The sequence below is a fragment of the Candidatus Fukatsuia anoeciicola genome (assembly GCF_964059965.1).
Lineage (GTDB): Bacteria > Pseudomonadota > Gammaproteobacteria > Enterobacterales > Enterobacteriaceae > Fukatsuia > Fukatsuia anoeciicola.
Window position 1 is genome coordinate 258,714 of sequence record NZ_OZ060923.1, and the last position, 23,423, is coordinate 282,136.

Consider the following 23,423-nt stretch of genomic DNA (forward strand, 5'->3'; position numbering starts at 1 on the left):
GGTTAGAGTACTATAATTTTCTTCCCGTCGCTACAATGTATACTTCACGAGATCGTGTACGCGAAGCATTTGGTTTACGAACTTTTACTTTTGTAAATAGAGAGCGAATTTCTTGTAGATATTTATCAAAACCATTTCCCTGAAATACTTTGACTAAAAAACTACCACCTGTCGAGAGCACACAACGACATATATCTAATGCTAATTCAACTAGGTGCATCGATCTTGGTGTATCAACTACTGAAACTCCACTCATATTTAAAGACATATCAGACATAACTACTTGAATTTTTTTATTTGTTACCTGATTAAGCAATATCTGTAATAAGCATTCATCACGAAAATCACCTTGAAAAAAATCAACACCAATAATAGGATCCATTGGTAATATATCACAGGCAATAATACGTCCTTTTTCTCCAATTTGTTGAATGACATATTGTGACCAACCTCCTGGCGCTGCACCTAAATCAATTACAGTCATTCCAAGTTTAAAAAGCTTATCTTTTTGCTGTATTTCTTCAAGTTTAAACCAAGCACGTGAACGTAACTTCTTTTTCTGTGCCTGTAATACATATTTATCGCTAAAGTGTTCTTTTAACCAGCGGTTAGAGCTAGCTGAACGCTTTTTATTAGCCATATTATTTTCCAATCATTACTTTTTAATTATTCTTTTAATTATATTATTTTAAATTGTTATTTAAACGATATTTATTTTCATATTATCTATTTTTAGAATATTATAATAAAATTATTGTAAATTATTTTATAAGTTAAATGATTTAATAATACATATAAGATTGCGTTAGAATATGTATTTTCAATCCTAGTTTAAGTAAAAAAGAAATAGTTCTTAATAACAAACAAAATAACACTTAAAGGTTTAGCTTATAAACTAAAATTAATATTTATATTGTATATAACAGCTTAGCTATAAAAATTCTAGCAGAAATAAATCAAGAACTAAAATACGATAAGGTTATTAAGGATCAAATTTTTACTAAAAAGTATAAAATTAAACTACTAATTACTCGGATTATCATTCGCAATATTATTACAAATAAGATAAAATAATTACTATATTTTAATACTTTGTCAACCTGCTAAAGAATTAAAATTCTTCTTACATTGTTAGTAATTCTATCTGTTTTTAATTTAGTATTTTTAGATTATCAAACACATCCCAAGCCCACTATCCTTAGTAGGCTATAAATATTAGATAATATATATCAAAAATAGAATATAAACGCTATGAATAAAATAAATTACAAATGTTCTACTTTAAGAATTTGATATGTAACTTTACCACCAGGTGTCGTAATAATTACCTTGTCATTAATTTTTTTACTCATTAAGCCTCGTGCTATTGGTGAGCTAACTGAAATTAAATTTTGTTTAAGATCTGCTTCATCATCACCAACAATGCGATAAACTAATGTTTTATTTGTATCTATATTATATACGGTAACAGTAACACCAAAAATAACACCACCAGTAGGTGTAATTTTAGTAATATCAATAATAGTAGCATGAGAAAGTTTAGTTTCAATTTCTTTAATGCGACCTTCACAAAAGCTCTGTTGCTCACGTGCAGCATGATACTCCGCATTCTCTTTTAAATCACCATGCATACGGGCATCAGCAATAGCTGTGGTAATTTCAGGACGGCGTATATTCTTTAAATATGTTAATTCTTTATTTAGTTTATCGGCTCCATAAACTGTCATTGGGACCTGTTTCATTAATAAATACCTCTAACATTTATTCTGTTAATATAATTGCCACTATACTAGTGTATAACCTCTTTATATTTTAACATAGAGTTCCTTTTTGATTATCTTTTACCTTTTTATGGCTAGATCTGCTATTTATTAAGAATTATTTACTTATTGTATTCCTGCTATATATCTTCTTATTTATTGTTCTTTATTATTGTCTCTAACTAGAGTAGTACTCTATTTAGCGATAATCTAAACTATGTATTTATAATATTAGTATTACTAGTTTTCATGAATATAGGTTAAATCATATGCAATTTTTACCTAAAAATACAAACCTAGCATAGAATTAATACATAATTAATAAATTATCACTAACTAAATAATATTAACTACTAATGCTTAATATTAATTAATAGTTAATATTTAAAGCAATTGTATTGCCTAGTACCTACTATATTAAATAAATAAATTTAAATTAATACACTTTATAGAAAGGAGTAAAATAATATTATTTATTAAGTTTTTTATAAATTTATTTAAATTAAATTATAAAGCACCATCTATTATAGATGATTTTATATGAAATGAAATTAATATTAATAAAGTTTATAATCTAAAAGTTACCATAAAAATTATCCTTAAAAGCTAAAATAATTTAGCATATCTTTTCTAAGATAATTTTAGAATATTACTTGTTAAATATATAGTATTTTATAAACTATCTTACGTTTATGCTAAACAAAGTATTAAATTGTTAGATGTTTTACTAAATAAAAAAGTATTGCACAGATAACCTTATTCCTATTAAGAGGATACTTTGTCATATAATAAAAAATTATTTAGAAAATTAGTTTGTTACAAAAATTTATATTATAATGGTATAATAATAGTTAAATTAGTAATTTAGTATGTAAGCTCAAATAATTTTAATATATGCAAGTTTCTTTGATACTGTAGATAATAAAAATATATCACGATATATTAAAAATACGTAACCTCTACTTCATTTTATTATAATTTTTATTATACTATCCTTAATAAGGTAGTATAAATATAGATACTAATACTTATCATAATTTAAAAAATAATAGTAAAATTACTTATTAACAATTAAAAATAGATTTGCTATAATTATAAGTTTCAGTGTTATTTTGATAGATAGTCGAATATAATAAAATATTGAAATATTATTATAATATGTTATGATATAAAATATTACTATATTAGTTTTAATATGATGATAATTATTATCTTTAGCCACAATGCTATTAATTAGATTGGTAATAAGTGTAATTTAAAATTACTAGCTATTTAGATTACTTTAAGATTTATTAACATAAAGATCTAGAATAAGAAAATTTTAGCAAATTTTAATAATATTATATCTATTATGTTTAGACTAGATATATCTAAACTTATATAGTTTTATTAATTATATATAGATAGATAATTAAACTATGTAATATTATATTATTTTTAATATTATATAAAAATAAAGTATTAGCTACTATAAATAAAGTATTAACTGTTAAAAATGATTTGTATGAAAATCTCTGTCTTTATTACTATATTTAGCTAAACTAAATATAATTTAGATACTTTTATTATTTTTTTCACAATGTTTGTTGTGATTGTTGTTGAATTTAATGCACTAAAAAATCTCTACGGTAGTAGATGGTTTTTATATCTAGGTACGTAACTTTTACGATAAAATAATATAAATAGCAAATATTTTATATAATACAATATAGTAAAATTTAGTATCAATAAATAAAATTAGCTATGAAATATTTATTCATTATAATTTATCTCTAGTTTAGTTTAAATTTACTTTAAAAATCTAATTAACCAGTATTTAAATATTAATATCACTTATTATTTATTATTTTAAATTAACGATTCTATCATAAAAGTGGTAGTTATAATAAATATTGTTCTAATATTAGAGAATACGATAAAATTATTATTTTACGCATAGTTTATAGAAAAATACTGTTAATAACATTATAATCTAGTAATAATTATTTTAACAAGCGTGCCTTATAAATAATAAGACCCGTATAGTAAAATTAAAATAACTAAAATTACTTACGAATAACCCTGCAATAAATAGCATTGATAGTTTTCCTATAATTTTATTAAACAAGTAAGCATCTACTATATTAAAAATATTAGAAAAAAATTTAGATTTAGATAAATTAAATTCTTATTAAGTTTTGAAATCATTTTTTGCTTAAAAAGCATAATTAAATCAAATATATTTTGTGTATAAAATAGGTATGTAATTAGTATTATTAGATATAAATACATATAAGATTTATTTTTATAGTATAATTTAAATAGGTATTCTTCTATGTTAATAAAAATAAAAGATTTTATACAAGATTTGAGTAATTAGATATAATTTAATATACACATATTATCTATTAACTATATAACTAAAAATATAAACTCAAAAAAATTATTTGACTTATAAATATAGAGAAGTAATATACATCTTATATGGTATCTATAAATCTCTTAAATGTAGTAAGTATAACTTAAAAGCATAGGGTGAGGTGGCCGAGAGGCTGAAGGCGCTCCCCTGCTAAGGGAGTATATAGTTAAAAACTATATCGAGGGTTCGAATCCCTCCTTCACCGCCATATAATTTACGCATCCATAGCTCAGCTGGATAGAGTACTCGGCTACGAACCGAGCGGTCGAAGGTTCGAATCCTTCTGGATGCACCAAATTCAATACTAATATTTATTAGTAGTTTGTTATAACTTTATAATAATTTTATTCTATAAATTATTTATTTATAAAATAAAATTAAGATATATCTATAATATAACATAGGCTTTATTATATATTTTATACCTAGAAAAGTAATCATGAATTTTCATGATAATTATAAATATTGATTTTATCTTAATAGAATATTTACATAACAAAAAGAAATATTATTAATTTATAAATTATGCTTAGTTATATTTTTTAAAACTATAAAAGTTTTATTAAAAAATGATTTTTTTATCACATATATTTATATATTACTATAATTTTAGTAAATATTATAATATTTTAGCTATTAAAAATTAATTATTGCTAATTATTATTCATTATATATAAATTCTTGTAATAACCTAATCTTATTAATATAGATAAAATAATGAAAAATATTTAGATCATATAAATTATATTATTTTAATAGAATATAATTTAATAAACATTAATAGAATATCTAAATATAATTATATTATTAATTTATTATATGTTAATAACATAAATTTTTCAGAAGAAAATTATATTAAATTTATTAATTTTTTATTAAGAAATAAATCTTTTAATATAAGTTATAACTAGTATCTAATTAGCAAAATAAATTCTTTAAAACTTTTATTTTATTATTGTCTATTTTAGTAATAATCTAATATAATTTTAGATTATTTAATTATACTAATAGTATTTTTACTTAACACATGCTAAGTAAATAACTTATTATTAAGTTATTTTTTAGTATTAAAGAATCTATTTTATTTTTTAAGTAATATTATATTTAAGTAAATTTTACTAGTCCTAAGTAATCTAAAATTAAATTATCTTTTATTGATAAAAGTTATATAGGTAACTGCTTTACTTTTTTTATTAACGATTGCTTAGTTTTTAAGATATATCTTTTTCTCAATAAAACTTTTTGTGTTTTTATCGGTTTAAATAGTATTTAGTAATGTTAATAAGTATATTCTGATACTGTATATTATTTTTTAATACATAATTATTACTTATTCTATAGTTTTAGCTAACAAAAATAACTATGATACTAAGTGTTTTATTATTTTAAATAATTAAATTTAGTCTTAATTAAGCAATGTAATAAAGTTATCTTTTATTATCTTATACTTGAAATTTTATTTTCTTACGGTAATATCTTATTAATAAATTAAATATCTATATCTTAAATTGCTTCAGATATAGATATCATACCTGAGAAAAAGCTACTTTTTGCTAATTAATGAAAAGAGCTTCTATTAAGAGTAGTATTAAAGATTACTGAGGTCTTGCGATTAACTATTGATATATTACTTAAAATAGCACCTTTTAATCTATAATAATAACTATGCTGTTTATGATAAAATCGCTTATTATTTAATAAAAATTAAAAAATAGTTTATGGTAATTACATCAAAGAATGCAAAAAATACTTCATTAGAAACTATAATTTCTAATGCTAGCCAAATTTCACTATTGCCAACTGTGCTAATTCTTGATTCAGGAGTTGGTGGTTTATCAGTATACAAGCATATCCAAAGATTACTGCCAAATCTTCATTATATTTATACTTTTGATAACTTCGCCTTTCCTTATGGTGAAAAATCAGAAGAATTTATTATAACACGGGTATTAAAAATTATTGCAGTAATACACCAGTACCATACATTAACACTAGTAGTTATCGCCTGTAATACTGCTAGTATTATTTCTTTACCTACCTTGCGTACATGTTTTTCTTTTCCTATAATTGGTGTGGTTCCCGCTATAAAACCTGCTGTATTACTCACTCGTAATAAGATAATTGGCTTATTAGCAACTAAAGTAACAATTGCTTGTTCTTATACACAAGATTTAATTAAACGCTTTGCTAGTGGTTGTAAGGTTAGACAACTATGGTCTTCTGAATTAGTTAAGTTAGCAGAAGCAAAATTACATGGCACTATGGTATCTATTGATATGTTAAAAGATATTTTAATTCCCTGGATTAATAAGAAAAAACTACCTGACACCATAGTACTTGGTTGTACACATTTCCCTCTGCTAATAGAAGAATTAATACAAATTTTACCACAAGGTATCCAAATAATAGACTCAGGGGCAGCAATAGCACGTCGTACATTTTTATTACTTTCATCATTTAATAAAAAAATATCAACTAAAGAAAATATTGCTTATTGTCTTGTTAAAAACACTAATACTGATCTTTTATTACCTATTTTACAACAATATGGTTTTACCAAAATAAAAATATTATCTATTTAATAATATGATTAATTAATAATTAAAGAACATTTATTTAATATTTTTCTAGCTAATACTATCATTCTAGTAAAACTTTAATCTATCTTATTTTTTTAAAAAATTTAGCATTGACAGTATAATTACAGTTGAATATAATACACATTATTTATATTATTCCTCTGTAGTTCAGTTGGTAGAACACCGGACTGTTAATCCGTATGTCACTGGTTCGAATCCAGTCAGGGGAGCCAAATAATAAAAGTTCATGTCAGCTTTATCTTGTTTAATTACTATAATTAATAATCATCTTAACTCCGTTGCTTTTGGTATTATTAATACTATATTATTTATTACTTAAATATGTTGTGAAGATATTTCATAAAAACATACAGTAATAATTTTATAATTTAACGTGTAAAGGATAAATTATCCAGCCATGTACAATACTAAAATTACTTACCTATTAAATTTACTAACATAGTTAGCTTTATAAGAAGTTATAGATATGCATAAATAGTAATATATACCACTATAAAAATGCTAGTCTAAAACAAATATACTAAACTATTTAAATGTTACTTAATACGTATAGAGTTATTACTAAATAAATATACTAATATTAATTATTTTTATTAATAAAAGTCATTATGTATATAATATCTACTATCTTATATAAGAATAAATTATTTCTATATTACACATTAAGCAATAAGATCTATACTATACTTAACTAATAGATAAGTATAAATAAATAATAATAGTTAAAACTCATATTATATTTAGATAATTATTTATTAATAATCCTTAAATATCTACGATATTATCATAGTTATTTTTGTTAGCTAAAACTATAGAATAAGTAATAATTATGTATTAAAAAATAATATACAGTATCAGAATATACTTATTAACATTACTAAATACTATTTAAACCGATAAAAACACAAAAAGTTTTATTTAAAAAAAACATATCTTAAAAACTAAGCAATCGTTAATAAAAAAGTAAAGCAGTTATCTATATAATTTTTATCAATAAAAGATAATCTAATTTTAGATTACTCAAGGACTTTATGTATAAATATCTATTACAATTTTAATTATAATAGATATAGATTACTTAGGACTAGTAAAATTTACTTAAATATAATATTACTTAAAAAATAAAATAGATTCTTTAATACTAAAAGATAACTTAATAATAAGTTATTTACTTAGCATGTGTTAAGTAAAAATACTATTAGTATAATTAAATAATCTAAAATTATATTAGATTATTACTAAAATAGATAATAGTTTAAATTAAGATATAATCTGACTATAGTAATTTATAGCATGAAAATTAGATAAATAAGAGTTTTAGAGGAGGTTAATAAAACTTATGAAGCTTTAATTATTTTTAAACATTAATGATCAATAAAAAATAGTAGTTTTATATATAAAAATAATAAAATATATAAACTGATCCATTAGTAAGTTAGAATATTAATATAATAAATGTGTATTATTTAATAATATGCTTTCATTATTTACCTAAAGAAGACACTGATAAATATAAATTACTAGAATAGGTATTTATTGATAGGATACTTTAATCAATTACCTATATTAGGTATAAACTAATTTATATTTTATAAGTATATATTTTTAAAAATTAAATTATTAAAATACTAATATTATTATAGCAATAATATTAGTATTTAAAAATAAAATTAGGTATTAGTAGGACTATTCTTTAATATACTTAATAGTATAAGTACGCTAATTTATAATCTTTTGAATTTATTAAAATTTTATACTATTTATTTACCTATAAATAGTATTTTATTGTTTATTCGATAATTGTAATTTATTTTGACAAATTTTACTGCAACATCCTGCAAATTTCTGCATACAATTTTGACATTGAATAAATAGTAAATGGCATTCATGATTTTTGCAATTAGTATGTGTATCATAAAATATACTGCATTGATGACAATGAGCAATTACATCATTAGAAATCCTTTCTCCCATACGTTCATCAAAAACAAAATTTTTACCTATAAATTTTAGTGTTAAATTTTGCTCTTTAGCTTTATGAACATATTGAATAATGCCTCCCTCAACATGATAAATATTTTTAAAACCATTATAACGCATGTAAGCGCTAGCTTTTTCGCAGCGAATACCTCCAGTACAATACATAACAATATTTTTCTGTTTATAATTCTGTAGCATATGAACAACCATTGGCAACTGCTCACGAAATGTATTCGATGGGACTTCTATTGCGTTTTTAAAATGACCAACTTCATATTCATAATGATTACGCATATCTACAAAGAGTGTATTTGGATCATCAATCATTTCATTTACTTGATCAGCTTGTAAATAGTGACCAATATTTGTTGGATCAAAGCCTTTATCATTAATACCATCAGCAATAATACGTTGGCGAACTTTCATGCGTAGCACCCAAAATGATTTACCATTATCTTCAAGAGCAATATTCAAGCGTATTTTATCTAATTCTGTATGAACTTTAAATAATACTTGTTTAAATACGTTATAATGATTAACTGGCACGCTAATTTGAGCATTAATTCCTTCTTTAGCAATATAAACACGCCCAAATACACCCAGTTTTATAAACTGACAATAAAGATTGTCACGGAATATTTGTGCATCTGGCAAATTAAAGTATTTATAAAAAGAAACTGTTATTCGTTGTTCAGTTTCAGCAAACATGCGCGCTTTGAGTTCTTTGTTAGAAATTTGATTATATAATGCTGACATACCGCGCTTCCCTATGATAGGTTTAAAAATAATATGCTAACAGATTTATAGTTATCTTGAGAATAAGTTAATATACTCTTGATAATCTACTTTTATATTAAAAACAAATGATACAAACTTCTATTTTTTATCGTTCGTTACTGCATCCACGTTATTGGCTTACTTGGTGCGGATTTGTTCTCCTTTATTTATTAGTACTACTTCCATATCCTATTATCTATCGTTTAGGCATTTTTATTGGCCGTCTTTCAATGCACTTCTTGCGATATAGAGTACATATTACACAACGTAATTTAGAGCTGTGCTTTCCTCAAATGTCTTGTGTTGAACGAGACCAATTAGTAGCAAAAAATTTTACATCTGTTGGTCTGGGTTTATTTGAAACTGGCATGGCATGGTTCTGGCCAGATTGGAGAATTAAACGCTGGAGTCGTATTAGTGGTTTAGAGTATATCCAACGGGCACAAGAACATGGTCAAGGAGTATTGCTTATCGGTTTGCATTTTCTCACTTTAGAATTAGGTGCTCGTATTATTGGTATTAATACACCAGGTATCGGTGTTTATCGTCCCAATAATAATAAAGTAATAGACTGTATACAAACTTGGGGGCGTACCCGTTCAAATAAAGCCATGCTTGATCGTAAAGACATAAAGGGCATGGTACGTAACCTAAAAAAAGGAGAAATTATTTGGTACGCCCCTGATCATGATTATGGACCACGTAGCAGCGTATTTGTCCCTTTTTTTGCTGTTAATCAAACAGCAACAACTACTGGTAGTTACCTGTTAATACGTACAAGTAAAGCCAATGTTATCCCCTTTACTCCACATCGATTAACAAATGGTAAAGGCTATCATGTTGTTATACAACCTATAATTGAAAATTTTCCATTAGATAATGAAATTGAAGCAACGGCTTTTATGAATAAAGTAGTAGAGAAAGAAATTATTAGTGCTTTTGATCAATATATGTGGTTACATCGGCGTTTCAAAACACGCCCAGAGGGACAACCTTCATTATATAATTAATTAACAATCTATTTAAAAATTCTTTGTTTTTATTATGTTTAGTTAAGTTTTTATATAAAAATATATTTAACATACTTATTGACTCTTCTATATTTTATACAAAAGATCACTACTATTTTTTGTATATTTTCTCTATTTTTCATATATTCCTTCTGCTAAATACAATGAAAAAGATCTAGAGTAGTTATAAATATAAATATAAATATAAATAAAGTACTTGAATTAAGTATTTGTTTTAACATTTATTTACATGTTTCTGTGTATAATATTAACTCATCCTATGTATTAGTAACCGCTTTTAGTAATCCTTTATTAAATTAGGAGACTGCCTACTTTGGACGCCATCACTATCAACAACCTCTTTTTGATCGGCGCAATATTAGTGGGATCGAGTATTTTACTTAGCTCATTATCATCTCGTTTAGGGATCCCTATTTTAGTCATTTTTCTTGCTATAGGCATGTTAGCAGGTATTGATGGTATCGGAGGTATTCCGTTTGATAATTATTCGCTTGCTTACTTAGTAAGTAATCTTGCATTGGCAATAATTCTTCTTGATGGCGGCATGCGTACAAAAGCATCATCATTTCGTGTTGCTTTATGGCCAGCACTATCATTAGCTACCGTAGGCGTAGTAATTACTGCAGGATTGACTGGATGGTTTGCTGCTTGGTTGTTTAATTTAGATATTATTCAAGGGTTATTGATTGGTGCTATTATTAGCTCTACAGATGCAGCAGCAGTATTTTCTTTATTAGGTAATAAAGGGCTTAATGAACGAGTAAGCGCTACCCTACAAATTGAATCTGGTAGTAACGATCCAATGGCTGTTTTTTTAACGATTACTTTAATTTCTATGATTGCTAATGGTAATAGCCATTTAAGTTGGATATTTTTAGTTCATCTATTACAACAATTTGGGTTAGGTATTCTAATAGGGCTTAGCGGTGGTTTTTTATTATTATCGTTAATTAATCGCATGCAACTAGCTAATGGTCTTTATCCTCTATTAGCCGTCAGTGGTGGGATTGCAATTTTTGCCTTAACAACAGCAATGAATGGTAGTGGAATTTTAGCAGTCTATCTTTGTGGATTAACACTTGGTAATCGCCCAATACGTAATCGCTCTGGAATACTACAAACTTTCGATGGGTTAGCTTGGCTAAGTCAAATAGGTATGTTTTTAGTATTAGGTTTACTTCTTAACCCTAGTGAGTTATTCCTAATTACTTTCCCTGCTTTAGCACTTTCACTATGGATGATCTTGTTTGCTCGTCCAGTTTCAGTTTTAATTGGATTATTACCATTTCGTAGTTTTAATCTTCGTGAACGTTTTTTTATTTCATGGGTTGGGTTACGAGGTGCAGTACCTGTTATTTTAGCTGTCTTTCCTATGATGGCTGGATTAGCTAATGCTCATTTATTTTTTAATGTTGCTTTTTTTGTAGTGTTAGTATCTTTACTGCTACAAGGTACTACCTTATCATTTGCTGCCCGTAAGACTAAACTTGTAGCTACTTCACCCTTAACTCCTATTTTGCAAGTTGGTTTTGACATTGATATTAACAATCAATGGAAGCAGTTTATTTATCAACTTAGTTTTAACAAATGGTACGTTATAGCTACATTATATAGTTTAGGAATGCCAAAAAAAACTAATATTATAGCACTTTTTTGTGATAAAGACCTATTACATCTAACAGGTAAAACTTACTTAAAAAAAGAAGATATTTTATATATTATTAGTCATAAACATGATTTACCTATTTTAGGTAAACTTTTTAGTCAAACACCGAGTATTCAGCTTAATCAACTTTTTTTTAGTAATTTTATTTTAGAGATAGATGTTAATCTTAAAGATATTTCAAATATTTATGGTTTAAATTTAGAAAAAACTATAGATAATCAACAAACTTTAGGACAATTTATAATACATCTGTTAAGTAATAAACCTATTATTAGCAACCAAATTGAATGGCATGGTTTAACTTATACCATTGCTGAAATGGATGCTAAACATGTTAATAAAGTTAAAATTAAAATAATTATTAATAAGATATGATAACAGGGAAATATACATTTAAATCTACATAAAAGAGTGTTTTGTTATATAACTCTTTATCATATAACTCTATACTAAATATTAGAGTTACTATCCAACTTTTTAGATTAAGGCAACTTGATGAACATTCAAGCTCTTCTATCCAATAAAATCAGTAAAGCACTAATCATGGCAGGTGCACCCATAGATAGTGATGCCAAGATCCGTCAATCAGCTAAGTCACAGTTTGGTGATTATCAAGTTAATGGCATAATGGCTATTGCTAAAATATTAGCTATACCACCGCGACAATTAGCTAAAAAAGTTATTAACTTTATTGATCTTAAGGATGTTACTAGTAAAATAGAAATAGTAGGACCTGGTTTTATTAATATTTTTCTTAATCGTCAATGGTTAGCAATGCAGATTGATCAAATATTAATAGCACCTAAAAGACTAGGTATTGCCTCAGTATTGCCACAAACTGTGGTTGTTGATTATTCATCCCCTAATGTAGCTAAAGAGATGCATGTTGGTCATCTACGTTCTACTATTATTGGTGACGTTATTGTCCGTACCTTAACATTTCTTGGTCATAACGTTATTCGCGCTAACCACATAGGTGATTGGGGGACTCAGTTTGGTATGTTAATTGCTTATCTAGAAAAAGTGCAGCATAATAACCTTGATGATATGACATTATCTGATCTAGAAGTATTTTACCGTGCTGCACAAAAAAACTACGATGAAAATGAAGAATTTGCACAACGTTCAAGGGCTTATGTAGTAAAATTACAGGTAGGTGATGAACAGTGTCGTAAAATATGGCGGCAGTTAGTTGATATTACCATGACGCAAAATCAGATTTCTTATAATCGTTTGCATGTTACTCTAACTAAAAATGATATCATGGGAGAAAGTATATATAATCCAATGTTGCCAGGCATAGTTGCAGATTTAAAAGCCCAAGGGATAGCAGTAGAGAATACAGGTGCAACCATGGTGTTTTTTAATGAACACAAAAATAAGGCTGGTAAGACAAAAGCTGTTGTCATTCAAAAAAAAGATGGCGGTTATCTTTATATAACTACTGATATTGCCTGCGTTAAATATCGTTGTGAAACTCTTAACGCAGATCGAATTCTTTATTATACTGACTCCCGTCAACATCAACATCTTATGCAAACCTGGAATATCGCACGTAAAGCTGGTTATATACCAGAATCAGTGTCGCTAGAACATCATATGTTTGGAATGATGTTAGATAAGGATGGCAAGCCTCTTAAAACCCGTACTGGCGGTAATATTAAACTAGCTGATTTCTTAGATGAAGCTATTAAGAGAGCAGATAAATTAATTCGCGAAAAAAATCTAGATATGCCAGCTGAAGAATTAAAACAATTAGTTAATACTATTGGTATTGGAGCAGTAAAATACGCTGATTTATCTAAAAATCGTACTACTGACTACATTTTTAATTGGGATAATATGCTTACTTTCGATGGTAATACTGCACCTTATATGTTATATGCTTATATTCGTGTTATTTCTATATTTAAACGTGCTGCAATCGATGAAACTAGCCTTACTATGCCACTTGTTATTAATGAAGATTGCGAAGCAATATTAGCAACACGTTTATTACAATTTGAAGAAACTATTACCATAGTAGCGCGTGATGGTACACCACATGTTATGTGTATATATTTATATAATCTTGCTGTTTTATTTTCAAGTTTTTATGAACACTGTCCTATTTTAAATGCAACTAATAAACAAACATGTCATAGTCGTCTTAAACTTGCATTGCTTACAGCTAAAACATTAAAACAAGGTTTAGATACCCTAGGGATCCAGACAGTGGAGCGAATGTGATTTAGAAATATTATAATATATAAAATCACGTAGTCTAAAGCCTAATAATCCTAATACAGAAAAATACGATCCTATACCAACTAGTATAACTAAGAATAAGCGTGATAATCGATACATCATGCTACCATTATCCCAAGGCGGCATTAATCCTAATACTATTAATAATATTATACACATAATAAATACTGCAATTAATAATTTACATATAAATAGTAACCAACCAGGTTGTGGATAAAAAATCTTTTGTTTACGTAATTGCCAGTATAATAAACTAGCATTTAAACATGCTCCTAATCCAATAGATAGTGATAATCCAACATGTTGCAAGGGTGTAACAAAAATTAAATTCATTATTTGTGTTATAATTAAGGTAACTACAGCAATTTTAACAGGTGTTTGAATATTTTGCCGCGAATAAAATCCTGGAGCTAGTACTTTTACTGTAATTAATCCTATCAAGCCTATAGAATAAGATATTAATGCGTGTTGAGTCATCAGTGCGTCAAACGCACTAAAGTTACCATACTGGAATAATGCTACTGTAAGAGGTTTAGCTATAATCCCTAAAGCAATAGTACTTGGTAGCGCTAGTAAAAAACAGAGCCGTAAACCCCAATCCATTAAACAAGAATACTCATCATTATTGCCAACAAAAAAACTTTTAGCTAATGTAGGCAATAAAATAGTACCTAATGCTACCCCTAATATACTAGCTGGAAACTCCATTAAACGGTCAGCATAATATATCCAAGAAACCGAGCCAGACACTAAAAAAGAAGCAAAAATAGTATTAATGATTAACGAAATTTGGCTAACAGAAACACCAAAAATAGCCGGTGCCATTTGCTTTATTACTCGCCAAATATCAGTATTACGTAGATCTAATCGCGGTAAAACTAACATATTAATTTTTTTTAAATAGGGTAATTGATAACCTAATTGCAGTACACCACCTAACACTACTGCCCATGCTAAAACTAAAATTGGTGGATAAAAATAAGGAGTAGCAAACAAGGCAAAACAAATCATGCTAATATTTAAAAAAATAGGGGTAAAAGCTGGGACAGAAAAACGATTCCAAGTATTTAAAATAGCAGCAACTAATGAAGAAAGAGAAATAAATAAGATATAAGGAAAAGTAATACGTAATAATGAAGAAGTTAATATAAATTTATCTGCCGTATTAATAAATCCAGGAGCGGTAATAAAAATAATCCAAGGTGCCACTAATATACCTAGTAGTGTAATTACAATTAACACTAAAGTTAATAATCCAGCAACATAAGCCACAAAATCACGTGTTGCTTCTTTTCCTTTATGGTTTTTATATTCAGCGAGGAGAGGCACAAAAGCCTGCGAAAAGGCACCTTCAGCAAAAATACGGCGTAATAAATTAGGCAATTTAAATGCAACAAAAAATGCATCAGTAGCAACTCCTGCGCCAAATATTCTTGCTATAACAGCATCACGAGCAAAACCTAATATACGTGAAAACAGAGTCATAGAACTAACAGTTATTAATGACTTTAATAAATTCATATTTTTTCTATTTAGTGTAAAAAACTTTAATTTTATTAAATAATTAATTATGATAAAATAAAAAAATTATTTAATAAAATTAAATTCACTATAATACAATAATTATCTAATTATTGTATTAATTAAATATATCTTTAATAGGACTAAGATAATGATAAATAAATGATTTTATATAGTTATTATACTAATAATAATATATATGATCACTACATACAAGTTATTTATGTAATATAGTACTGTATTAGTAAGAAGAAAAAATTAATAAATATTTGTAGCAGAATAATAGTATAAAAAGTAAATTAAAAAATCTAAGTTTAATTAATATGTAAATTATTCTATAATAATAGTATTATAACTAATTTAAATAAAGTTATAAAAAAATAGAAAATAATATTATATTAGCCTTTTTATAAAATATTTTAACTTAATTATATTTATATTTAATAGAATTAAGATCTATAAAATAAATAAGATACATGATATTTTATATATCTATTTAGTGGTAATTTTATTACATGTTTATAAGATTTAATTTATTTGATTTAATATCTCAGATTTATATATTTTATCCAAAACGTATTACTATTTACGTATATACTAGTACTTATTTTTTGGTAATTATATAAAACTTAGAGAACTTTTTAAGTTATCTTGGTACTATACATAAATAGATTGTTTTTATATTATACATTAAGCTTTAAGCTAAAATCTTTAAATTAATTTACTATAAAATATAAACCAATACCATTAACTGTTAAGTAACATATAGATTTTTTAATAAACCTTATAAAAATAATATTGATAAATAACTATTTTGAACAGGCTACTAAATTATCATATCAAGCAACAGGTTTTATTAGAAATTTAATATATAATTAATTTTTTCTTAATATTTATTAAATGCAGACTTCTTATAAACTTATTATTTATCGGCATTATATATTACTTAATTATAATTTTTATAACATACTCCAAATACTTTAAATTTCAAAGAAATAATTATAATAAGTTCTTTACAAAACAAATAGAGGTTGTTATGGCTATTGAGCGTACCTTATCTATAATTAAACCAGATGCTATTTCTAAAAATATTATTAACGTTATTTATACGCGTTTAAAAATGACTAAATGTAAAATTATTGCAGCAAAAATGCTACATTTAACTCAAGATCAAGCAGAAGGTTTCTATGTAGAACATAAAAATCGTCCATTTTTTAGTAAGTTAATTATATTTATGACCTCGGGACCAATAATGCTCCAGGTTCTAGAGGGTGAAAATATAGTGCAGCGTTACCGTAATATGATAGGTGCTACCGATCCAAGTCAAGCACTAGCAGGTACACTACGTGCTGATTTTGCTGATAATATTACCGCTAATGTAGTGCATGGTTCTGATACAATAATATCAGCTCAACGTGAAATTTCTTATTTTTTTACTGAGAATGAAATTTTCTCATATAACTAATTTGTAATATTTTTACTTTAAATAAATTATTTTTTCTTTAACATTTAATAAAATACTATATAAAAGTACTCATATTTATACTTAAAAACTATATACTTAAATAATTTATTTTATCTCCTATTTTATACAATAAAATACTTTTATCTTGATGGATTAAGATTATCACTATGATTAGAGCTAAAATTAATTTACTTGATTTAAATCGCCAACAATTACGTGAATTTTTTATCCAAATAGGAGAAAAACCATTTCGTGCCGACCAAGTAATGAAATGGATATACCACTATTGTTATGATAATTTTGAGCATATGACTAATATCAATAAAGTGTTACGTACTAAACTACAACAAATGGCAGAAATTAGCGCGCCTGAAGTAGTACAAGAACAACGCTCAATAGATGGTACTATAAAATGGACAATTAAAGTTGGCGATCAACAAATTGAAACTGTCTATATACCAAAAGGTAATCGAGCTACCTTATGTATTTCTTCACAAGTGGGTTGTGTATTAGAATGCAAATTCTGTTCAACTGCTCAACAGGGCTTTAACCGTAACTTGCGAGTTGCAGAAATTATCGGTCAAGTATGGCGTGCAGCTAAAATTATTAGCTCCTTAAAACCAAGTGGTCACCGTCCAATTACTAATATTGTTATGATGGGAATGGGAGAACCGTTACTTAACCTAAATAATATAGTACCTGCAATGGAAATTATGATGGATGATTTTGGCTTTAGTTTATCTAAACGCCGTATTACTTTATCAACCTCTGGTATTGTACCAGCTTTAGATAAACTTGGTGATATGATTGATGTAGCTTTAGCAATTTCTCTACATGCCCCAACAGACAATATCCGTGATAAAATTATGCCAATTAATCGTAAATATAATATTGCAACTTTTTTAGCTGCTGTACGTCGTTATCTAATAAAATCTCATGCTAATAAAGGACGTGTTACTGTTGAATACGTCATGCTTAATGGTATTAATGATCAAATAGAACAAGCCCATCAATTGGCTAATTGTTTAAAAGATACACCTTGCAAAATTAACCTTATCCCTTGGAATTCTTTCCCGGGTGCAATGTATAATTGTAGTTCAAAAAATAGTGTGAATCAATTTGCTAAAATATTAATACAGTATGGTTTTACTACTATTATACGCAAAACTCGTGGTAATGATATTGATGCTGCTTGCGGTCAATTGACGGGAGTAATAATTGACCGTACAAAACGAGCATTAAAAAATGAATTATCACTAAAACTATTAACATAAGATAATTTAAATGTTACAAATAATTTAAATATTATAAAATTTATTCTAATTTTTTATAATTTATATTAAAATTTTTATGTTTGTTATTATAACAAAGAGAGTAGACTTTTATGAAATTAAAATTAAAATTAAAATAATTAGTTCTTATTAAACTATATAAGTTTTAAATATATAAAATAATAAGTACTTAAACTTTGCAAAAGTTTATTAAGAATAATATTATTTTAACTATCAAATTAGTCAGGCAGAGTAATTTAAGGCTATGACAAATCAACTATATGCTTCCAAATAAAACTTACTACCACGTAAAACTAACTACCGTTTAATATTATTTAATAAGTGCTAATAGTAATAACTCTATTATTATAATATCTGATAAAGTTATAATAGAATTCCACCACTTAGATAATTGTAGTGAATTAAATAATCTTTATAATTATGACAATATCTTAATATATATTTACGATATGGTGTAATACATTTAAATTAGAAAGTGACTTTCTTATAAATTTTTCTGTAAATCACCAAATATAAGTTATTGATAGTAATAATAGATTATCTAAGATATATATAAAGATATATAATAAATTTATTTGCAAAATACTTTATAAATTAACCACTGAAGTTATGAGTCTAATTAGTATTAAATACTAAAGTAAAATGTATAGATTTGGCTAAATTTATTAAAGTATATAGTATCAATTTACCTTGCTATTAACTAGAGCAATGGCCTAGTATTATTCTACTATATAAGGAAAAAATGTGATTTATAATTCATCCTCCATAATTCGTCGTAAATCTACTCGGATTCATGTGGGTGGAGTACCAATAGGCAATAACGCTCCTATTACTGTACAGTCGATGACTAATACTAATACTAGTGATATTACTGCAACAGTAAAACAAGTTTTAGCCTTGCAACGTGTTGGTGCAGATATTGTACGTATTTCTGTGCCGACAATGAATGATGCAGAAGCTTTCCAGAAGATTAAGAAACAAGTTAGCATTCCACTAATAGCAGATATTCATTTTGACTACCGTATTGCTTTGAAAGTGGCAGAATATGGTGCTGATTGTCTACGTATTAATCCAGGTAATATAGGTCATATAGATCGTATTCGTGCAGTCATAAATTGTGCTAAAAATAAAAATATCCCAATTCGTATTGGAATTAATAGCGGTTCTTTAGAAAGAGATATTCAAGAAAAATATGGTAAGCCAACAGCAGAAGCATTAGTAGAATCAGCTATGCGTCATGTAAAAATCCTTGAAGATCTTAATTTTCATAATTTTAAAGTAAGTGTTAAAGCCTCAGATATTTCTTTAGCGGTAAATTCATATCGTTTATTGGCAACAAAAATTGAACAGCCATTACATTTAGGTATTACAGAAGCAGGTGGATTACGTAGTGGCTCAGTGAAGTCAGCAATAGGTTTAGGATTACTTCTTTCTGAAGGTATTGGCGATACATTACGTGTTTCTTTGGCTGCTGATCCAGTAGAAGAAGTTAAAGTAGGTTTTGATATTCTTAAATCATTACGTATTCGGACACGAGGAATTAATTTTATTGCTTGCCCAACTTGTTCACGACAGGAATTTGATGTTATTGGCACGGTGAATGCACTTGAAAAACGATTAGAGGATTTAATCGTGCCTATGGATGTTTCTATTATTGGTTGTGTAGTTAATGGTCCTGGTGAAGCTTTAGTTTCAACGATTGGTATAACTGGTGGGCATAATAAAAGTGGATTGTTTATAGATGGTATGCGCCTTAAAAAAGAGCGTATTGATAATAAGGATATGATTGATCAACTTGAGACTAAAATTAGAGCAAAAGCAGCAATATTAGATAAAAAAAATCATATTTAAATTAACTAGTATGATAGCTTGTTATATAAAAATTAAAAAATTTAAAAAAATATTATTAACATTGAATTGATTAAACCATTATTTTAGAGAAAAGATGTGATAAAAGTAGAAAATATTCAGGCTATTCGTGGTATGAATGATTATTTGCCGGCAGAAACAATAGTATGGCAAAAAATTGAAAGTATATTGCAACAGGTATTAGCGAGTTATGGTTATAGTGAAATACGTTTGCCAATATTAGAAGTAACACCATTGTTTAAACGAGCCATAGGCAAGGTTACTGATGTAGTAGAAAAAGAGATGTATAGTTTTGAAGATCGCAACGGTCAAAGTTTAACGCTTCGACCTGAAGGCACTGCAGGCTGCGTACGTGCTGGTATTGAAAATGGTTTATTTTATAATCAACAACAACGTTTATGGTATAGTGGCGCAATGTTTCGTCATGAACGTCCACAAAAAGGACGTTATCGTCAGTTTTATCAGTTAGGCGTAGAAGCTTTTGGTTTATCTGACTCAAGTATTGATGCAGAATTAATTCTACTAAGTGCGCGTTGCTGGAAAGCACTAGGTATTATGGATCATATTGAACTTGAGCTGAATTCTATTGGATCTTTAGTTGCACGTACTGCCTACCGTCAAGCACTAATAAAATTTTTGGAAACATATCAAGATAAGTTAGATAAAGATTGTCGACGTCGTATGTATACAAATACATTAAGGGTACTTGATACCAAAGATCCATATATTCAACAACTACTTGATAATGCCCCAAAACTTTCTGAATACCTTGATAAAGAATCAAAACAGCATTTTACAGATTTATGTACACTTTTAGATCAAACAAAGATTAAATATAGAATTAATCCACGGTTAGTACGCGGATTAGATTATTATAATCGTACAGTATTTGAGTGGGTAACTAAGAGTTTAGGATCGCAAGGTACAGTTTGTGCTGGTGGTCGTTATGATACATTAGTAGAACGATTAGGTGGTCGCGAAACTCCAGCAGTAGGATTTGCTATTGGATTGGAACGGCTTGCCTTACTATTTAAAAAGGTTCAACCTTGCTTTACTGCATCTATAATTGATTTATATTTTGCCGTTTTAGGTGAAAATACTTTGAGCATAGCGATACAATTATCTGAAACTTTGCGTAATGTAATGCCTCATTTAAAATTAATGACTGATTACCGTGGTGATAAATTAGCAAAGCAATTTACTCGTGCAAATAAGTATGGAGCACGTTTTTTTTTAATTCTTAGTAAAGACAAGCTTGCTACTAAACAAATTCTACTAAAAAATCTTAGTACTGGTGAGCAAGAAACATTAGTATTAGTTAATGTTGTTTCGCGTCTTATGGCACTATTAACTTAATAATTTGTTCCAAATCTTTTTAATATGCTTAAAAGAAGAAAATAGATAAAAAGTATTTTTCTTTATATAAAAATAAATAACTAAGTATGTTAAGTTATTTTTTATATATAACTTAACTAAAACACTATAAGTATAAAAGATTTATAACAGTTTTTAATAAGGATATATATCGTGAAAATTTACGCTAATATAAATAACCAAGCTAATACAGCATGTTATTTATTTAGTAAAAATATTAGGATGCTAATTGTAAGTATAGTGCTTAGCATTAGTATTTTAATTGGTTGGTATTATTGGCAAAACTATCAAAATAAAATATTAGAGACATCTTCTTTTTCATATCAAGAGTTAAGTGAAATATTTTTTTCTTATGATAAAGATCTTAGTAATAAAAAATTAATTAACAAAGATAATTATATTGCTACAGCTGAAAAATTTATTCAAAATAATAATAGTAATTATAGTATTTTCGTTGCTCTAGAATTAACTAATTACTTCATTAGACAAAAAATATTTGATAAAGCAGAGCAGTATCTAATCCTTGCTACAAGTCAAACGAAAGATAAAAATTTATTATCTTTAATTAATTTACGTTTAGCAAGATTACAGCTACATTTAAAAAAATTAGATACAGCATTAAAAACACTAAATAAAATACAAGACAAAGGTTGGATAGCGATTGCTGAAAATATACGTGGTGATTTATTATTAGGTAAAGGAGATATAATCGCGGCACGTGCTGCTTATATTAAGGCTATCAAATATAATACTTCCCAGGCATTGCAAATGTTATTATACTTAAAGTTAGATAATTTAAGTAACTAATAATATATTTAGATTTTATAAATTTAGTATTACGTAATCTTTATATATTGCCTGTAAATTATTATTACTACACTCTAAAATGCTATAACTTTATAATATTCATTATAGTTTTTTAAGGAAATATATTAAATATAATTTTAATATATTATTAATAACCCTAATAAATTTAAAAAAGTTTTTAAAAAAGAATTTTTATGTAATTATGTAATTAATTTTTTTATTAGGATTGATATTAATTATTGTTAAGTAGTCATTTATTACTTAATAATAAAAATAAAATAATAATTCTATTATCCCCACCAAAAGGTATAAATTAATTTATTACTGATAAAATATCGAGTATTCTATATAGGTAATGGAGATAATTAGTAGTAAATAAATTAGCATATTAATCTAGTAAAAATTTATTTTTCTAGTAGTAGAAAATTAGAAATACTAGTTAATAACTAAAGATAGCTAATTCTTATATCTATGCTAGTAATAAAGAAGCATAAATTATATGTTAAATATTTAGAGTATATTATTAGCTAACTAAAATGAATTATATTGCTTGCTACAATTATATAATTGTGTAACTATTTATAATAAAAGCTATTTATTATATTATAATCTAACTAATTGGTCATAAATAATAAT

The 23,423-nt window shown here is 26.2% G+C and carries 12 protein-coding genes, 3 tRNA genes and 1 pseudogene; 12 read left to right on the forward strand and 4 right to left on the reverse strand.

Going from position 1 to position 23,423, the window contains the following annotated elements:
- Nucleotides 1-10: 10 nt before the first annotated feature.
- Together rlmE and greA are read right to left on the reverse strand one after the other, a co-directional pair.
- Nucleotides 11-640 (reverse strand): 23S rRNA (uridine(2552)-2'-O)-methyltransferase RlmE, encoded by a 630-nt coding sequence (gene rlmE, locus AB4W73_RS00910; protein ID WP_367680584.1) that lies wholly within the window; start codon nt 638-640, stop codon nt 11-13.
- 625 nt (nt 641-1,265) lie between these two features.
- Nucleotides 1,266-1,742 carry a transcription elongation factor GreA gene (gene greA, locus AB4W73_RS00915; protein WP_367680585.1) on the reverse strand — a complete coding sequence of 159 codons (477 nt, stop codon included), beginning with the start codon at nt 1,740-1,742 and terminating at the stop codon, nt 1,266-1,268.
- A gap of 2,531 nt (nt 1,743-4,273) precedes the next feature.
- Here greA and AB4W73_RS00920 point away from each other — a divergent pair.
- The 4 genes from AB4W73_RS00920 to AB4W73_RS00935 all read left to right on the forward strand — a co-directional run bounded on the left by AB4W73_RS00920 (nt 4,274) and on the right by AB4W73_RS00935 (nt 6,970).
- Nucleotides 4,274-4,366: transfer RNA gene (locus AB4W73_RS00920), tRNA-Ser, on the forward strand.
- 10 nt (nt 4,367-4,376) lie between these two features.
- Nucleotides 4,377-4,453, forward strand: a tRNA-Arg gene (locus tag AB4W73_RS00925).
- A 1,423-nt stretch (nt 4,454-5,876) separates the two neighbouring features.
- Nucleotides 5,877-6,740, forward strand: a complete 864-nt coding sequence (murI, locus tag AB4W73_RS00930; protein ID WP_367680586.1) for a glutamate racemase — start codon at nt 5,877-5,879, stop codon at nt 6,738-6,740.
- Between the two features lie 154 nt (nt 6,741-6,894).
- Nucleotides 6,895-6,970 (forward strand) — tRNA-Asn (locus AB4W73_RS00935).
- 1,512 nt (nt 6,971-8,482) lie between these two features.
- Here AB4W73_RS00935 and AB4W73_RS00940 read toward each other — a convergent pair.
- Nucleotides 8,483-9,494, reverse strand: a pseudogene (locus AB4W73_RS00940) (rhodanese-related sulfurtransferase).
- Nucleotides 9,495-9,601: 107 nt separating this feature from the next.
- Here AB4W73_RS00940 and AB4W73_RS00945 point away from each other — a divergent pair.
- The 3 genes from AB4W73_RS00945 (at nt 9,602) to argS (ending at nt 14,441) form a co-directional block, all read left to right on the forward strand.
- Nucleotides 9,602-10,525 (forward strand): Kdo(2)-lipid IV(A) acyltransferase, encoded by a 924-nt coding sequence (locus tag AB4W73_RS00945; RefSeq protein WP_367680587.1) that lies wholly within the window; start codon nt 9,602-9,604, stop codon nt 10,523-10,525.
- Between the two features lie 334 nt (nt 10,526-10,859).
- On the forward strand, nt 10,860-12,587 hold the full coding sequence (locus AB4W73_RS00950; RefSeq protein ID WP_367680588.1) for a potassium/proton antiporter: 1,728 nt from the start codon (nt 10,860-10,862) through the stop codon (nt 12,585-12,587).
- Between the two features lie 120 nt (nt 12,588-12,707).
- On the forward strand, nt 12,708-14,441 hold the full coding sequence (gene argS / locus AB4W73_RS00955; RefSeq protein WP_367680589.1) for an arginine--tRNA ligase: 1,734 nt from the start codon (nt 12,708-12,710) through the stop codon (nt 14,439-14,441).
- Here argS and murJ read toward each other — a convergent pair.
- Nucleotides 14,412-15,980, reverse strand: coding sequence for a murein biosynthesis integral membrane protein MurJ (gene murJ, locus AB4W73_RS00960; RefSeq protein ID WP_367680590.1), 1,569 nt, complete (start codon nt 15,978-15,980; stop codon nt 14,412-14,414). The genes argS and murJ overlap by 30 nt on opposite strands.
- Nucleotides 15,981-17,016: 1,036 nt before the next feature.
- Here murJ and ndk point away from each other — a divergent pair.
- The 5 genes from ndk to AB4W73_RS00985 all read left to right on the forward strand — a co-directional run bounded on the left by ndk (nt 17,017) and on the right by AB4W73_RS00985 (nt 22,787).
- The gene (gene ndk, locus AB4W73_RS00965) at nt 17,017-17,445 is read left to right on the forward strand and encodes a nucleoside-diphosphate kinase (protein WP_367680591.1); all 429 of its coding nucleotides are present in this window, start codon (nt 17,017-17,019) and stop codon (nt 17,443-17,445) included.
- A 167-nt stretch (nt 17,446-17,612) separates the two neighbouring features.
- On the forward strand, nt 17,613-18,719 hold the full coding sequence (locus tag AB4W73_RS00970; protein WP_367680592.1) for a bifunctional tRNA (adenosine(37)-C2)-methyltransferase TrmG/ribosomal RNA large subunit methyltransferase RlmN: 1,107 nt from the start codon (nt 17,613-17,615) through the stop codon (nt 18,717-18,719).
- A gap of 765 nt (nt 18,720-19,484) precedes the next feature.
- Nucleotides 19,485-20,588 (forward strand): flavodoxin-dependent (E)-4-hydroxy-3-methylbut-2-enyl-diphosphate synthase, encoded by a 1,104-nt coding sequence (ispG, locus tag AB4W73_RS00975; RefSeq protein ID WP_367680736.1) that lies wholly within the window; start codon nt 19,485-19,487, stop codon nt 20,586-20,588.
- A gap of 99 nt (nt 20,589-20,687) precedes the next feature.
- A complete protein-coding gene (gene hisS, locus AB4W73_RS00980; RefSeq protein ID WP_367680737.1) occupies nt 20,688-21,962 on the forward strand; it encodes a histidine--tRNA ligase in 1,275 nt (424 codons plus the stop codon).
- Between the two features lie 171 nt (nt 21,963-22,133).
- On the forward strand, nt 22,134-22,787 hold the full coding sequence (locus AB4W73_RS00985) for a YfgM family protein (RefSeq protein ID WP_367680593.1): 654 nt from the start codon (nt 22,134-22,136) through the stop codon (nt 22,785-22,787).
- The last annotated feature ends 636 nt before the right edge of the window (nt 22,788-23,423 follow it).